13 protein-coding genes, 1 pseudogene and 1 riboswitch are annotated in these 14679 nt (G+C 69.9%); of the genes and pseudogenes, 4 read left to right on the forward strand and 10 right to left on the reverse strand.

Annotated features, from left to right (window positions below):
* The first annotated feature begins 41 nt into the window (after window positions 1–41).
* Window positions 42–476: a VOC family protein gene (locus OG871_RS06820; protein ID WP_371495001.1), complete on the forward strand. Its 435-nt coding sequence runs from the start codon at window positions 42–44 to the stop codon at window positions 474–476.
* Between the two features lie 7 nt (window positions 477–483).
* On the opposite strand, the gene OG871_RS06825 is transcribed toward OG871_RS06820, so the two are convergent.
* The 7 genes from OG871_RS06825 to OG871_RS06855 all read right to left on the reverse strand — a co-directional run bounded on the left by OG871_RS06825 (window position 484) and on the right by OG871_RS06855 (window position 9055).
* Window positions 484–897 carry a hypothetical protein gene (locus OG871_RS06825; protein WP_371495003.1) on the reverse strand — a complete coding sequence of 138 codons (414 nt, stop codon included), beginning with the start codon at window positions 895–897 and terminating at the stop codon, window positions 484–486.
* Between the two features lie 84 nt (window positions 898–981).
* Complete coding sequence (locus OG871_RS06830) at window positions 982–2193, reverse strand: acyltransferase (protein ID WP_371495004.1); 1212 nt, start codon at window positions 2191–2193, stop codon at window positions 982–984.
* A 1-nt stretch (window position 2194) separates the two neighbouring features.
* Window positions 2195–4348, reverse strand: coding sequence for a bifunctional polysaccharide deacetylase/glycosyltransferase family 2 protein (locus OG871_RS06835; protein WP_371495006.1), 2154 nt, complete (start codon window positions 4346–4348; stop codon window positions 2195–2197).
* 34 nt (window positions 4349–4382) lie between these two features.
* Entirely contained in the window at window positions 4383–4820 is a 438-nt protein-coding gene (locus OG871_RS06840; protein WP_371495008.1) for a hypothetical protein, read from the reverse strand.
* A gap of 670 nt (window positions 4821–5490) precedes the next feature.
* On the reverse strand, window positions 5491–6435 hold the full coding sequence (locus OG871_RS06845) for a hypothetical protein (RefSeq protein ID WP_371495010.1): 945 nt from the start codon (window positions 6433–6435) through the stop codon (window positions 5491–5493).
* 14 nt (window positions 6436–6449) lie between these two features.
* Window positions 6450–7280, reverse strand: a complete 831-nt coding sequence (locus OG871_RS06850; RefSeq protein ID WP_371495012.1) for a papain-like cysteine protease family protein — start codon at window positions 7278–7280, stop codon at window positions 6450–6452.
* A gap of 245 nt (window positions 7281–7525) precedes the next feature.
* On the reverse strand, window positions 7526–9055 hold the full coding sequence (locus OG871_RS06855; RefSeq protein ID WP_371495014.1) for a fibronectin type III domain-containing protein: 1530 nt from the start codon (window positions 9053–9055) through the stop codon (window positions 7526–7528).
* Window positions 9056–9540: 485 nt separating this feature from the next.
* Between OG871_RS06855 and OG871_RS06860 the strand changes: the two are divergent.
* Window positions 9541–9879, forward strand: a pseudogene (locus tag OG871_RS06860) (transposase); the annotation flags it as partial.
* Between the two features lie 51 nt (window positions 9880–9930).
* Window positions 9931–10748, forward strand: a protein-coding gene (locus OG871_RS06865) for an IS5 family transposase (RefSeq protein WP_371495016.1) whose coding sequence is annotated in 2 segments (ribosomal slippage) — window positions 9931–10282 and window positions 10282–10748 — 819 coding nt in all. Because the reading frame shifts where the segments join, the coding sequence is not laid out codon by codon here.
* Window positions 10749–11398: 650 nt separating this feature from the next.
* Here OG871_RS06865 and OG871_RS06870 read toward each other — a convergent pair.
* On the reverse strand, window positions 11399–11902 hold the full coding sequence (locus tag OG871_RS06870; RefSeq protein WP_371495018.1) for a hypothetical protein: 504 nt from the start codon (window positions 11900–11902) through the stop codon (window positions 11399–11401).
* A 286-nt stretch (window positions 11903–12188) separates the two neighbouring features.
* Here OG871_RS06870 and OG871_RS06875 point away from each other — a divergent pair, with 286 nt between their 5' ends.
* The gene (locus OG871_RS06875) at window positions 12189–13292 is read left to right on the forward strand and encodes a serine hydrolase domain-containing protein (RefSeq protein ID WP_371503233.1); all 1104 of its coding nucleotides are present in this window, start codon (window positions 12189–12191) and stop codon (window positions 13290–13292) included.
* 99 nt (window positions 13293–13391) lie between these two features.
* Here OG871_RS06875 and OG871_RS06880 read toward each other — a convergent pair whose 3' ends face one another.
* Together OG871_RS06880 and OG871_RS06885 are read right to left on the reverse strand one after the other, a co-directional pair.
* Window positions 13392–13871: a flagellar hook-length control protein FliK gene (locus tag OG871_RS06880; RefSeq protein ID WP_371495020.1), complete on the reverse strand. Its 480-nt coding sequence runs from the start codon at window positions 13869–13871 to the stop codon at window positions 13392–13394.
* Window positions 13872–13889: 18 nt separating this feature from the next.
* Window positions 13890–14384, reverse strand: a complete 495-nt coding sequence (locus tag OG871_RS06885) for a hypothetical protein (protein WP_371495022.1) — start codon at window positions 14382–14384, stop codon at window positions 13890–13892.
* Window positions 14378–14517, reverse strand: a riboswitch (cobalamin riboswitch). Its footprint overlaps the gene before it by 7 nt.
* Window positions 14518–14679 lie beyond the last annotated feature (162 nt).

A 14679-nucleotide genomic window follows, 5' to 3' on the forward strand; every position in this document is an offset into this window, starting at 1 on the left:
CCCGGGGAGACGACGAAAGACCCCGCCTCTATGATGGACCGATGGCGTCGATCAAGCAGATCCAGGTCACCTTCGACTGCGCGGAACCTGAGCGCGTCGCTCGTTTCTGGTGCGAGGTGTTGGGGTACGTCGTACCGCCGCCACCGGAGGGGTTCGCCACTTGGGGCGATTTCGACCGCGCACTGCCGCCTGAGCGTCAGGGTTCGGCGTTCGCGTGCATTGATCCTTCGGGTGCGGGCCCACGACTGTTCTTCCAGCGCGTTCCCGAAGGCAAGGTCGTCAAGAACCGGCTGCATCTTGACGTGCGGGTCGGCACCGGGCTCGTGGGTGAGGAGCGCCTCACCGCACTTGAGGCCGAATGCGCACGACTGGTCGCGCTCGGCGCGGTGCGCGTGCGGCTCCTGCGTGCCGACGGCTACAACGAGTCGTGCCTCGTGATGCAGGACGTCGAGGGCAACGAGTTCTGTCTCGACTGAGTGGACGTTAAGTCCGTTTCTTGTAGCGCCCTCGTCCGGGTTGGGTGAGGAAGCCTTGGCGAGTGAGGCGTCCGAGGCGGCTGCGGGTGATGTTGACGGACGCCTCGTCGGTGGGCATGCCGAGGAGTTCGTGCAGCTCGCGTACCCGGAATGCCTGGTCGGGGTTCTGGTTGAAAGCGTTCACGATGGCCTGGTAGGTAGTGTTCGTCTCGGGTGGTTCGGATTCGGTTCCTGCCGGCGTGACCTCCGCGATGATCTTTCGGGTGGTGGCCAGGTCCGTGAGCCGCGCTTCTGTCCCTGATGGAGGCGGTGGCGCCGAGCGCTGCCCGACGCGGCGGCCGGGCCGCTTCCCGACCGGATCCCGCCCTTGGTCGTCGCCCGGTGGGGCGAAGGCGGCGGCCGGGGCGGGCTGCGACAACATGATCGTGTGGGCGACCGCGTCAGACGGTGGAGAGTTCCCGGAAGCACCCCTCGGACAGAGCGGGATTGGTCGCGCGTTGGCTTCTTATGCGGCGCGACGTCTGCCGCGTGGGCGGCGGGGCCAGGGGAACAGCCGCAGCGACCGTTTTGCGGCAAGGTCCTCCATCCAGCCGAAGGAGAGCACGAACAGCCCGATCAGCGGTATGCCGGTCATCAGCGGGAGCCACTGGCTGGTCAGCAGCCACTGGGCGTTCTGGTAGACGAAGGACACCCCCCAGAGCGGGTCGGTCAGCGGGAGGGAGAGCACCAGCGCGTGCCACAGGTAGACGCTGACCGCGCGGGCGTTGAGCAGGCTGATCAGACCATTCCAGCGTTCCAGCGGCTTGGGCCACTGTTCCCACGACGGGCTGAGGTGCAGCAGCATGGCGACGTAGCCGAACGACCAGACGGCCTGGGCGATCGGCACGCCGTCGAGGTCGGTGGGCTGGCTGGGGTCGAACGGCTGGATGTTCAGGTACCAGAGGCCGGCCAGCATGATCAGCGGGGCGGTAGACGGGACGAGGTACCGCGGTATCCGCTTCAGCAGCCCCTCTTGGTGGGCCATGCCCAGCATCCAGCAGGAGCCGAAGGTGGTGAAGTCGATGACGGTCTCCCAGATCCGCCCTTGCTGGCTGAACAGCCCCGAGTTGAGGACGAGCGACAGCGCCAGTGGGGTGAGCGCCGTCAGCCACGGCATCCGCCGTAGGGCTCGCAGCGCCAGCGGGGAGAGCAGCACGAACCAGAGGTAGGCGCGCAGGTACCACAGCGGTACGACGACCTGTTCGGCCCAGTTCGGCACGAGATGGTGGTTGAAGCCGTTCAGGTGCGCGGCGTAGGGCGGCGTGCTCAGCGGCAGGATCCAGAACGCCAGCTTCCCCCACCACCACGCCGGGTGTCCTTCGGAGTTCGGGCCCCAGCCGTCGAGGATCTGCGCGGCGACGACGATCACGCCGAACAGCCACATCGGCGGCAACAGCCGGCGCAGACGCCCCCGGATCACGTCGAGCGGGGGGCGGCTGAGTGAACGGGCCATCAGCGAGCCGGCCAGCGCGAACATCACGCCCATGGACGGGAAGACCAGCGGCAGCCAGGTCCAGCTGAAGTTGTGGTAGACCACGACCCGGACCAGGGCAATGGCGCGCAGCAGGTCCAGGTAGCGGTCGCGGCCCTGTGTGCGGCCAGCCGACGCCGACGCTTGGGGTTCGGGCCTGGGGACGAAGGCGGGCGGGATGCGCAGGTTGAGGGTGTCGCTGTTCACGTCAGGCCCCCATCGGTGCGGCGACCTCGCCGGTGCGGCGCAGCTTGTGCCAGCGCAGGCGGCCGCCGGTCACCGCGGTGATCGAGGACTGCAGCAGTACCAGGTACATCAGTTGGCGGTAGACCACCTGCTGGATCGGCAGGGTGATGAGATATCCGGGCTTTTCCCCGTCGAGCCGGAACGCGTACCAGGCCAGCGCGATCTGGACGAGCAGGACGGCGGCCCAGGCGGTGAGGGTGCGCGGGGCGTCGACGAACAGCACGCCGTACAACAGGAACAGGTCGATCAGTGGAGCCAGTAGCGGGGCGAGCACTGAGTACAGCACCACCATCGGCAGGCCGAGTCGCCCGAACCGGCTGGCCGGGCCGCGGCTGCGGACGGCGTGGCGGTGTTTCCACATCGCCTGCATGGTGCCGTAGCTCCAGCGGTAGCGCTGCGACCAGAGCTGCTGCATGCTGCCGGGGGCTTCCGTCCACGCACGCGCGCGCTCGGCGTAGACGACCCGCCAGCCTTCGCAGAGCATTGCCATGGTGACGTCGGTGTCCTCGGCCAGAGTGTCGTCGCTCATTCCGCCGATGTGCACCAGCGGCTCGCGGCGGAACGCGCCGACCGCGCCGGGGATGGTTGGCATGACGTTGAGGGTGTCGTACATGCGGCGGTCGAGGTTGAAGCCCATGACGTACTCGATGTGCTGCCAGGCGCCGATCAGCGTGTCGCGGTTGCCGACCTTGGCGTTTCCGGCGACTGCTCCCACGGAGGGGTCGGCAAAGGGCTGGATCAGCTCGCGGACGGTGGAGGGCTCGAAGACGGTGTCTCCGTCCATCATCACGATGAGGTCATGTGAGGCGTTGGCGATACCGGTGTTGAGGGCACAGGACTTGCCGCTGTTGGGCTGCCGGATGAGGCGTACGTTCGGCAGGGCCAGTTCCTCGACGATGTCCGCGGTGTCATCGGTGGAGCCGTCGTCGATGACGATGACCTCGATCGGATGGTCACTGACGGCAAGGGAGTTCAGGGTGTTGGCGATGCACTCCCGCTCGTTGTAGGCGGGCACCAGCACGGTGGCCGGTCGGGAGACCGGTTGACCCCAGGCGAAGTCGGGACGCCGCCGCTGCCGGGCGTGGCGGGTGGCCAGCACCATCATCAAGGCGAACCGGGCGAAAACCAGGACGCCGACGAAGGCCAGCAGATCGACCAGCCAGGGAAGCAGTACGACCGATAGGCCGGTGAGCCAGATGAACGCCTTGCCCGCCCACAGCTGGTAGCCGTGCACCGGGACGGTCGCGCTGGAGGCGCCGAGAGACTCGGAGATGGTGGCGAAGTGGTAGTTCTGCGTCTGGAGTTCGTCGATGATCTGGCTGAGCGCGGTCACCGTCTCCGAGCGGTCGCCGCCCGCGTCGTGCATCAGGATCATTTCGCCCTTTCCGGGTTGCTTGGGCATCGCCGCCTTGACGATGGCGGGGACACCCGGGCGCTGCCAGTCCTCGGTGTCGGAGTCGATGAACGCCGTCAGGTAGCCGCGGGCACCGACCTTTTTCACCACCGGGTAGTTCCAGTCGTCCAGAGCGTCGACGGTGGACGAGTACGGCGGGCGGAACAGCGAGCTGTGCACGCCGGCGACGCCGGCCAGTGCGAGCTGCGTCTGCCCGAGCTCCCAGGCCAGCCCGGCGTCAGACTGCTGGGTGAGGTCGGGGTGGGTGAAGGTGTGCACGCCGATCTCGTGGCCCCCGGCGACGATCCGACGGATCAGCTCGGGGTTGCGGGATGCCATCGCGCCCGTGATGAAGAACGAGGCGTGGATGTGACGGGCCGCCAGCAGGTCCAGGATCTGGGGTGTCCACTTCGGATCCGGGCCGTCGTCGAAGGTCAGGACCACCGTGTGGTCCGGCACCTGGTAGCTCACCGGTTGGTTGTTGAGCGTTCCGCGGGCGTCGACGATCGGTCCGCCGTTCAGCAGGTTGGTCGGCACCGTGCTCTTGTCCACCGAGACGGCCACCCGCTCGTCATGGAAGGCCTCGTTGGTCGCGAGACCGCGCAGCACCAGGAGGGCCAGCAGGCAGACCAACAGGGTGATCGGCAGGAAGAAACGCAGGGGCGGCGCGGCGAGCCGGCGCGGTCGAACGATCGACTGCCGGGGTCGCTGATGGCGGGACATGGGGTTCCTTGGGGGGCCGGGCGGGTTCCGCGGATCAGTCGTGCTTGGGCTTGGGGTTCTTGGAGTGCCCGTCCGGGCTGGTGGTGGCGCGGGCGGTTCTGCTTGGCTGACCCGAGGGGGCAGTGGTGGACGGCGTGCTGCGCGCGGGAGTGGGCGAGCTTGCTGCGGGCGAGGGTGGCGTGGTGGACGGATCGCTGCGCGCGGGCGCGGTCGGGCTTGCTGCCGGAGAGGATGGCGCGGTGGGCGGGGCTGCCGACGGGCTCGCGGCACGCGCCGCGAGGGCGCCCGGGGGCTGTGGCGGGATGCGGATTTCGGGTGCCTGCGACTGCAGACCGACGATGCTGCTGGTCGCGGCGGCCGCAAGCATGGTGGCCACCAGAGCGAGCAGCCAGCCAAGGCCGCGCAGCCGGCGGCCGCGGGTGCCCGACTTGTCCACGAAGACGGGCGCGGGATCCGACGCCGGGTCAGCCATGCCGGTGTCATTGTGTGTCGGCCCAATGAGCGTCTGAGTCAACGGGGCGGGCCCTTTCGTTATGTGAGGGGAGACTGCGTGAGCATGGAGACGGACGCTCTTCGACTCGGTGCGTGCGACGGCGGTCCGGAGAGCGGCGATGCCGACGTCGGCAGCCAGAACTGCGGCACCGACGCTGACGAGTGAGCGTCGACGGGCCTTGCGGCTGTGTGGGTGCCGCGGCGGCTGCAGAGCCGAATCCGCCGGTGAGGAGGTGCTTGCAGCCGAGGCTGGTGGTGGCTTCCTGGTTGACCGGTTCGACGGTGCCATCCGTGGTGAGGGAGACCGCGCGTGGACTGGGATTCGGCGAACACCGGGGGCCTGAGCGGTGGCGCTCTCGTTGTGGCCAACCTCGGCGTCGCCGCCACGGATGCCGGCTGGTTGCCAGGTCCGGTCCTGCGGTTGCGGGGCGGTAGGGCAGCGGCGTGGTGGCCGTCTTCGGCCGTCACCCGGGAGGCGAGGGTTTGGACAGGCGAGGGCACCGTCGCGTAGGTGCGCTCTTGCCCGGCCGACCGGGTCCTTGGGATCGAGCCCGGGCCCGGCAGCTGCGATGCCCGGGCTCGTTCCGCCGTTGGCGCCCGGCGCCGGTGCAGTGAATTCGGTGGGCCGGCGCCGGGCGTTCGGGGGTGCGTCAGCGGGTGGTGGAGGTCCGCCGGCGGCGCTGGTACCAGGTGGCGCCGGCGATCGCGGCCAGGGCCGCAACCCCGGTGATGGCGGCGGGCCGCCAGTCGGGATCGGCCGTCGGCTCTGCGGCCGTGGTGGTGACCTGCTGTGGCTGGCCGTCCGTCAGGCCGGCAAATCCGCCGGCCAGGCCCTTGCGGTCGTACTCCGAGCCGGGCAGCTTGTCGCCGTAGCGAGTGTTGACCAGCTTCTGGTAGTCGGCGAGGGGGATGCCGGCCTTGCCTTGGAGGCCGGTGGTCGCCTCGTCGTTGAGCGGCTCGACCATGCCCTCGGCGGTGAGCCGGTACCAGGCGTGGATCTGCGGCTCGGTGAAGGTGCGGGCCTGGGCGGTGCCGCGTTCGGCGAGGCTGACCTCGGCGTCCCCGTCCCGGATGCCGGCCAGCTGCCAGCCCTCGGCGCCGATGTTCTGGACGCCGTTCTTGTCCGGGGCCGCGTTGCTCTGGCCGTTGTTCTGGGGCGCGAGCAGCACGGCGGCCTGGTGGCCGTCGGAGGCGGTGACCCGGGCGGCCAGGTAGGAGAGCCGCAGCGCGGTCTGCGGGCTCGCCTGGCTCTTGCCGGCGACGAACTCGGGGCTGAGCTCGAACATCGGCACCGGGTCCTTGAGATCGAACCGGGGCGGCGCGGCGACGGCGCCCGGCGCGTTCCCGGGGGTGCCGACGGTGCCGCCGTCGGCGGCCGCGGGGGTGCCGGCCTGCCGCGCCGCGACCAGGAACCGGGAGACGGTGTCCTTGACCTGACCGCTCTGGAGGACCTGCTGGGCGGACTGGTAGCCCGCGATGCCGTCACCGTCGGCGGCCTGCGCCGAGATGTTCAAGAACTGAGTGGCGGCGAGAGTGGCTGTGGCGAGGACGGCCGCTCGGGCGGCCGCACGCGCGGGGCGTCGCATGATCTGCATGGTCGGTCGTCTCCTCAGCCGTGGATGCCGATGCGGGAGTGGGTCCACTGGAACGAGTTGTTGTTCACATAGGTGGAGTAGTTCCACCAGGTGTAGGTCTGGGTGCTGGGCCAGGGGTCGCCGACGGCGATCATGCTGCTGGCGGTGTCGTATCCGTAGACGACGTTCATGTGGCCGCCGCCGCTGCGCCAGCCGATCCGGACGCCGAACGGGCGGCCGGCGGTGACCTCGGCGGAGGACTCGGCGAACGAGGCGCTACGGGACAGGCTGCGGCCGCTGCTGCTCAGGCCCAGCCTGGCCAGGCCGTTGGCCATGTCCTCCAGGGTCGCGGGCTGGTTGTTGCAGTTCACCCAGGTGCCCTGGGCGGCGAGTTTGCAGAACTCCTCCTGGCTGACGCTGGTGTGGCCCCAGAAGTGGGCGATGGTCACGCCGGAGGCGTCCCAGCACCACTGGTCCTTGACTTGCTTCTGCATGCTGATCTTGAGTGACTTGGCGGTCGTACTGGTGGTCGTCGTCGGGGAGGGATCGGTGGTCGTCGAACGGCAGACCGGCAGGTTGTCGGTGTTCTCCTTGATGAAGGCTGCGGCGATGTAATAGGAGTCGGACTGGACCCACCGGGTGTTGTTCTCGACGGCATCGCCGGTGGTCCGGCACGACATCGCGACCTTGTCACCGATCCGTGTGGAGCCGCTGATCTGCGCCGACAGGGACGGCTGGGCGCGATGGTTGATGCTGCTGTACTGGCCGTTGCCGGCGGTTACGGTGCCGTTGACCAGGTCGGCCTGGGCGAAGACGCCGAGGCCGACGATCAGACCGCCGGAGAGCGCGGCAGCGGTCGCGCTCATCAACACTTTCTTGCGGCGGGACATGCGACGTCGATGCATGATGCTCCTCAATCGGAGAATTCGGGAGTCCGGAACGTGCCTGCGCGGTAGTGGGACCGTCCGTCCGGGCTCCGGGGAAGGGGGCTCCGGGGAAGCGGCCGGAGAAGGGGCCGCCCCACGCGGTGGGGCGGGGGCCGCTCCGGAGAAGCGAGCCCGGAGAAGGGGGCCGCCCGCGCGGTGAGGCGGGCGGCCGACATGACCTACCGTCAGGCCTTCGGGGTGTGGAAGGACACCGTGCGGCCGGGCTTGGAGTCATGCCCGGCGCTGTCGCGGACCGACACCGCGATGGCGTAGTCGGTGTCCGGGCGCAGGTTGGCCAGGCGGATGGTGGGCTGCTTCACCCAGCCCATGTGCTTGCCGTTGAGGAAGACCTCGTACCAGTCCGCCGATTTGACAGTCGGCCAGGTGATGACGGCGGAGTCCGGCGTAAGTTGGCCGACCGTCACGTCCGGCCCGGTGGACGGGCCTGTGCTGCCGGTGGGACTGGGCTTCGGGCTCGGGCTGGACGTGGGGTTCGGGTCAGGCTTGGTGCCGTTGCCGGTCAGCAGGAACTGGTTGTTGGCGATGTTCCAGTGGGTGGCAAGATAGCTGCCTGGTTTCGGGTTGGTGTTGAAGTAGTCGTCGTGGTTGCAGTCCAGCCGCAGGTCGTGTCCCTGATCCGGGCAGACGGTGCGCATCGCCGGGTAGTACGGGGTGTCCGAGTAGCACATGATGTCCCACTCGTCGGTGCAGTGTGCGCCGCGACTGGTGTTGGGCGCGCTGTTGTTCACCGCACCCAGGTTGTGCCCGAGTTCGTGTGCGGCGGTGTGGGGGTTCCAGCAACCGCTGTCGGAACGGCCGTACGACGGGCCGAAGTTGCTGAGGTTGTCCTGGCCGGGCCGCTCGTCGCCGTTGAAGGTGCCGATCCCGCAGTAGACGTTGGCGTCGGCGAAGACCATGTACTTGCGGTCCTTGCGGTTGAAGCCCTTGCTCGCGAGTGCGGAGTTCATGGCGCTGAACTCGGCCAGCGCCGCGTCGGGGATCTCGGCTTCGAGCACCGCCGGGGTGCAGTCGGCGGCGGTCACGTAGCGGATGTGCCGCACGCCGCCGGTCTCCTGGGCGCTGGCGGAGTAGATCATGTCCGCTTCGGCGGCCCACGTCTTGAACGAGACGGCGTACTGCGCGTACCGGTTGCGGCCCGGACCGTGTGCGTACACCACCTGGACCCGGTTGCCGGTGTTTCCGTCGCCGTCGCAGACCACGGACTGGCTGGCCGGAGCGGCAACCACATTGCCCGGTCCGGGAGTTGAGGCCGGGCTGGCGGACGATTGGTCGGCCCGCGCATCGAGGCTCGGCAGCGGTGACGTTACCGGTGGGGTGTCCTTCCTGATGTCGACGCCCTTGGGCGGCGCGTCCGGGCCGTGGGTGCAGTGCCCGTCGGCCGTACTGAGGACACCGAGGCAGCGGTCGCCCTGAGGAGCGGGCCGCAGGCCCGCGTAGACCAGACCGTTCGACGGGTCGTCCGCCGGTATCGAGGCCACCGCCTTGGGTGCCTCGTCGTGTCGGGGCTCAGCTGCAGGCGTGAGCTCGGTCGCGGAGGCGCTGGCCGCCGCCGTCACCGTCGTCCGCTCGCCCGTGAAGACCCCGGCCAGTGCGGCCGAACCTCCAGCTAAGACCCCCGCTGCGGCCACCACCGCCGCGACCAGTGAGACCCGGGTTCGACGCCCCCGATTGCTCATCTTTCTACGTGCAGACATAACCACACCTCTTTCCTGAGGGATTGAGTTCCGGGAATCCTGCCAGAGGATTCGGTGCGGTCTGAACACTGCTTTCTACGCGCGAAGATGTCGCCTCTTCAACCAATGCCCCGCGTGGATATGACGGGCAGTCAAGTTGGTTGAACAGAACGATTGTTGATGGACTCTGTAACTGGCGATCCACTCTAAAGAGCCAGTGGATCGCATACGACTTTATGGAAACGTTATCCATTGGGCCATTGCTAGACATTCTGTCAGCTGGCAAACTCGCGCAGAGTACACGGCAAGTGACGGTGCATCACGAAACTGTGCATCACGAACGGATATCGTGCTGCTTTCCGTGATTTGTAAAGAGTTTGAGGTGATGGCAACCGAACGTCGATTCCCCGGCGTCTCTCCTCGAATGCCTGTTTAGCCGTTCATTTCAGAATGAGATCGGCGTGTCGGCTGGCGCCTGACGCTGCATCTGGGCCAAGGTCTGGCGGATGTCTGCTGATCTTGTTCCCGACGACCTCTGGGAGCTCATAGCCCCGCTGCTGCCGGAGCGGCCGCCCCGCCGCCATCGTCATCCCGGGCGGCTCCCGGTGCCGGACCGGGTGGCGCTGGCGGGCATCGTGTACGTGCTGCGCAAGGGAGTGGCCTGGTGCGACGTCCCGGCCCCGGTCGTCGGCTGCTCCGGGATGACCGCCTGGCGCAGGCTGCAGGACTGCACCGAGGCCGGCGTCTGGCCCCGCCTGCACGAGTCACTCCTCACCGAACTGCGGGCAAGTGGCCTGCTGGACATGGACGATGTGGCGATCGACGGCTCCCACGTCAGGGCCCTCAGTGGACGTTAAGACCGTGTCCTACGTGGCGGTGGTGTCGTTGTAGGGGTCATGGGGAGTGGTGAGTGGGGATGGATCGTTCCTGACGGCTTGTGGGAAGTGGTCGAGCCACTGCTTCCTGCTGCTCGAGTGCGCCAACAGGGCGGTGGCACAGCCAACTTGGACGACCGTGCGGTGTTCGCGGCGGTGGTCTACGTGCTGACGACGGGGTGCGCGTGGCGACATCTGCCACCGTGTTTCGGGGTGTCGAAGTCCACGGTGCACCGCCGCTTCACGATCTGGACCAAGGACGGCCTGTGGGGCCGGCTCCGCAGAGTGATGCTGGAGCGCCTGGCCGACGCCGAGGTCCTGGACCTGTCGCGCGTCGTCGTCGACTCCGTCCACGTCCGCGCGAAAAAGGGCGCGAACACACAGGTCCCAGCCCCATCGACCGGGGAAAGCCCGGCTCCAAGGTGCATGTCCTGTCCGACTGCAACGGGCTGCCCCTCGTCATCGGCATCTCCTCCGCCGACACCCACGACCAGCACGGCCTGACGCCCCTGGTCGAAGCCCTCCCGGCGAAACACGACCCCGAGCGAGCCCCGCACCTCCTGCCACGCAAGCTGCACGCGGACAAGGCGTACGACAACTCCGAGCTGCGCACATGGCTTCGCAGGCGGGGAATCCTGCCCCGGATCGCCCGCAAGGGCGTCGAGTCGAGCCAGACCCTGGGCCGCCATCGGTGGGTGATCGAACGCACCATGTCGTGGCTCACCGGCTACCGCCGGATCGCCCGACGCTACGAACGCGATCACCGCCACTACCTGGCCTTCTGCGACCTCGCCGCCGTCATCACCTGCCACAAACGCCTCGCCAAAACCACCACGTAGGAAACGGTCTAAGTCGCTCGGATACGCCCGTCTGTCCATGCGCCGCAGAACATCACCCGAACCCCAACTGGCACGCCAGTACGGCCGACGTTCACACGAGCGAGCGATCACGAACCGTGAGAAAGGGGACTTAACGTCCACTGAGTGCCCGCGAACGCGGCACGCCCTCGCGAGTCGACTGGTGCAGTTCGTCATCACGAGGGCCCGCCGCCCCACGGCGTGCCAACCGTCCTGGTCCAGAACCAGCAAATCGGCCCGACCCACCGGCCGCTCACGGCCTGAGCGCCCCGGGCGTGTTCACCGCGTCGGCGGCTCGGCCGGCTGTGCGGCGTTCCGGTCGGTGGCCGGGGCGGTGAAGCGGACGGGGGCTTCGAAGTTGGCGCGGCGGGCAGCGCGGCGGTCCTTGGTTGGCCGAACGGGGAACCCGGTGCGACCGGGGCTGCCGCGCAACGGCGCCGGGGGGCGGCTCGACGCTCCGAGCCCGGGGCCGTCCTCAACGCGCACCGGGCAGCGAGCCGCGCCCGGCTACTACGGGCCGTTCGGCAACAGCGTCTCGGTGGACCAACGCAGCTGAGTATCCATCAGCAAACGGGGGTCGTCCGCGCGGACGGTTCGTCCCGGACGGGCGGCGGGCTCCCGCGCCCCGAAGATCAGGAGGGCCACACGGACGGGTAGGGCAGGCTGACAGGTGGTGGCAGCGGGTGGCAGCCGTCCCAGGAGGCCAGCTGCCCGGCGGGACAGGAGGTCGGCGGGACCGGCAGTGTCACGGACGGCCGCGGTGGCGGTGGGCTGGTCCGGGGCTTGCCGGTGGACGGCTTCGCGGTCGCCGCCCCCGTACGGGCCGGCGGCGTCGCGCTCGCGCTGGCGGACGGGTTCGCCGACGTCGGTGCCGCCTCCGAAGGTGACGGGCTCGCCGACGACGGCACCGGCGCGGACGCGATCACGGGCACGGACGGGCCGGCGCTCGTCGAGGCCGCCGCACTGGCCGAGGGAACGGTCTCGGCGCCGATCCGGTCGGGCTCGTCCGAGCCCCGCAGAAGCAGCCCGCCTCCCCCGGCCAGGCCCAGGACGCACAGCCCCGCCGTCACGCCGAGCATGAGCCTGCGGTGGCGCAGCACGCTCGCGCCTGCGGGCTTGTCGTCGCTGTCCCGCATTCGGGCCCCTCCTCGTTCGATCTGCCGTCCGGACCGGATGGATGCTAGGGCACACCGGACGGGTCGGTGACGGTCGGGGTCGGTACCAGGGGTGAGCCACCCCGGGGGGTAGCCCCACCGTGAGCTGGGGGTTGGCAGGATCGCCCCGGTCGGTCGCCTTCGGAAATGCTGGGCCCGGCACCAACCGATGGTGTTCCAACGATTCCCGAGGAGTCGACTCGTGGGTGAGCAGGCATGGCAGAGGTTCCGTCCATCCGGGCGGCAGCGGGGCGGCCGGCGCAGGGCCGTGCCGGCCGCGGTCGCGCTGGCCGTCGGCGTCCTGACGATGAGTGCCCTGGCGCCGCCCGCGGCGGCCGCCGCCGTCGGGCCGGACACCGTCCGGCGGGGCCTGAACGCGCTGGTGCGCAACGACGGCCTGCCCGCCGCGCTGGCGAGCGTCAAGGACCGTACCGGCCGCACCCGTACCTACACCGCGGGGGTCGGCGACCTGGCCACCGGCGCGAAGGTGCCGGTCGACGGCCAGGTGCGGATCGGCAGCAACACCAAGACGTTCACCGCCGTGGTCGTACTGCAACTGGTCGGCGAGGGGAGGATCGGCCTCGACGCCACGGTCGACACCTATCTGCCCGGCCTCGTCCGCGGGGACGGGATCGACGGACGCCACATCACCGTCCGTCAACTCCTGCAGCAGACCAGCGGACTTCCCAACTACACCGAGTACCTGGGCGACGACGTCCGGCACTACGAACCCCACGAGCTCCTCGACCTCGCGCTCCGGCACCCGGCCGACTTCGCCCCGGGGACGCAGTGGGCGTACAGCAACACCAACTACGTGCTGGCCGGCCTGATCGTGCAGAAGGTCACCGGCCGACCCATCGCCGAGGAGATGAACCGGCGCATCATCAAACCCATCGGGCTGCGCCACACGTACTTCCCGGCCCCCGGAGACGCGACCATCCGGGAGCCCCACCCCAAGGGCTACTACCGGGAATCGGCAGGCGCACCACTGCGCGACGGCACGGAACTCGACCCCTCCTGGGGCTGGGCGGCGGGCCAGTTGATCTCCACCAACTCCGACCTCAACCGGTTCTTCACCGCACTCCTCGCCGGCCGTCTCCTCCCGGCGGCCCAGCTCGCCGAGATGCGCACCACCGTTCCCGCCGAAAGCACGTTCGGCGACGGTGCCCGCTACGGACTGGGGCTCGTGAGCAAACCACTGTCGTGCGGCGGCCTCTACTGGGGCCACGGTGGCAGCATCACGGGCTACGAGACCCGGGGCGGTGTCACCGAGGACGGCCGCGCCGCCAACCTCGCGGTGACCACCCAGCCGACCGACGAGGCAGCCATGAAACACGTCGAGAGGCTCGTGGACACGGCCCTGTGCCGCTGAGCCACGCCGCCTGACGGCATCGTGCACCCGCCGGTGGCCCGGCCCCATCGTGGAGGGCCGGGCCACCGGTCTGCGGACGGCCGGTCAGGGCGCGGTGATTCATGGTGCGGTGATGCCCGGCTGCGCTCCGGCGCCGAAGGCCCAGCCCTCGACGTCCCCGGGCGCCGGGTTGTAGCTGCCCGCACCGAGGTTGCTGTAGGACCAGGCGCCGCCGTGCTGGGCGTGCCAGTACGACCAGTAGGCGCTGCCGGTGGGGTTGGTGCAGGTGGCGGGCAGGGCGTTGATCTTGCAGACGAAGCCGGGGAACCGCGGGTGGAAGGCGTACGAGAAGCCGGCGCCGGTGAGTGCGGCGAGGCCGCTCGCCGGGTCGCCGGGTGCGCAGCCGGTCTCGATGCCGCCACCGACGGCGGTGAAGTCGACCACGACCGTGACGCCGGTGGTGCCGGTGCAGGCCGCGGCCTGGGCCTGCGGGGCCCGGGCGGCGGAGACGCCGAGCAGGCCGGCGGTCAGCGCCGCGGCGGCGGTGATCGAGCCGAGGGTGCGGCGGGCCCGCCGGGGCGGAGTGCGGGTGTCGGTCATCGGGGTGCTCCTACGGGGTCAGCGGGTGGTCGCCGGGCAGGCGAGGACGGGCACGGCGGGGCGGGCACCGTGCGCGGAGAGGGTGGCGAGCGGGGTGCCGGACAGGCCGAGGACGGCCTGCGCGGTGGCCCGGGCGCCGGTGCCGGGGTCGAAGCCGGTGGCGTCGTAGGCGACCGCGCCGCGGACGGCCCGGTCAGCGGCGCAGCCCTGCTGGAGCTTGACCAGGCTGCTCCAGCCCTTGAGGCCCGCGCCGAGGCGGCCGGTGGACAGCAGGGTCTCGGTGGCCAGGCCGGTGCTGTGGGCGTTGGAGGCGGTGGCTCCGGCAGCGGCGAAGCCACCGTCGGTGTTCTGATGGGCGGTCAGCCAGCCGAGGCCCGCGTCGGCCTTGGCGGTGCGGCCGGTGGCGGGTGTGAGAGCCTCTCCGGGCCCGCACGCAGGGGCCCGGAGGGAGCCCGCGCGAAACCGGGCAGCCCTCGGAGCTCCGGCCCGCAGACCACGACGGGAGGAGTGCACACACCTCCGCCGCCGGGTACTCGGGCTCGCCGCCGACAGCTGTCGGCGGCCTACCGTTGCGGGTCAGCGCCGGATTCGGACCGGACTTCCGCCAACGGCGGAGTCACGACATGACGGCCCATCATGGCGACGGCCGAAAGGCCGGGTCAAGGCCGCGTGCGTCACATCACGGCGCCCGCCGGTCGGTCCGTCGGCGACCGGCCCGGGAGCCGTCCCGGAGTGTCACGGCGGCTGCCGCCGCTGCGGCCGGCCCACCAGTGGCGCACCACGCCGGTACCGAGCGAGGTGACGGCGG

Origin of the sequence: Kitasatospora sp. NBC_00374 (assembly GCF_041434935.1) — a bacterium.
Lineage (GTDB): Bacteria > Actinomycetota > Actinomycetes > Streptomycetales > Streptomycetaceae > Kitasatospora.

Bases quoted from the DNA above. Each gene is read 5' to 3' on its own strand.
- OG871_RS06820 (WP_371495001.1), top strand. From the start codon at position 42: ATGGCGTCGATCAAGCAGATCCAGGTCACCTTCGACTGCGCGGAACCT.
- OG871_RS06825 (WP_371495003.1), bottom strand. From the start codon at position 897: ATGTTGTCGCAGCCCGCCCCGGCCGCCGCCTTCGCCCCACCGGGCGAC.
- OG871_RS06835 (WP_371495006.1), bottom strand. From the start codon at position 4,348: ATGTCCCGCCATCAGCGACCCCGGCAGTCGATCGTTCGACCGCGCCGG.
- OG871_RS06840 (WP_371495008.1), bottom strand. From the start codon at position 4,820: ATGGCTGACCCGGCGTCGGATCCCGCGCCCGTCTTCGTGGACAAGTCG.
- OG871_RS06845 (WP_371495010.1), bottom strand. From the start codon at position 6,435: ATGCAGATCATGCGACGCCCCGCGCGTGCGGCCGCCCGAGCGGCCGTC.
- OG871_RS06850 (WP_371495012.1), bottom strand. From the start codon at position 7,280: ATGAGCGCGACCGCTGCCGCGCTCTCCGGCGGTCTGATCGTCGGCCTC.
- OG871_RS06855 (WP_371495014.1), bottom strand. From the start codon at position 9,055: ATGTCTGCACGTAGAAAGATGAGCAATCGGGGGCGTCGAACCCGGGTC.
- OG871_RS06870 (WP_371495018.1), bottom strand. From the start codon at position 11,902: ATGCGGGACAGCGACGACAAGCCCGCAGGCGCGAGCGTGCTGCGCCAC.
- OG871_RS06880 (WP_371495020.1), bottom strand. From the start codon at position 13,871: ATGACCGACACCCGCACTCCGCCCCGGCGGGCCCGCCGCACCCTCGGC.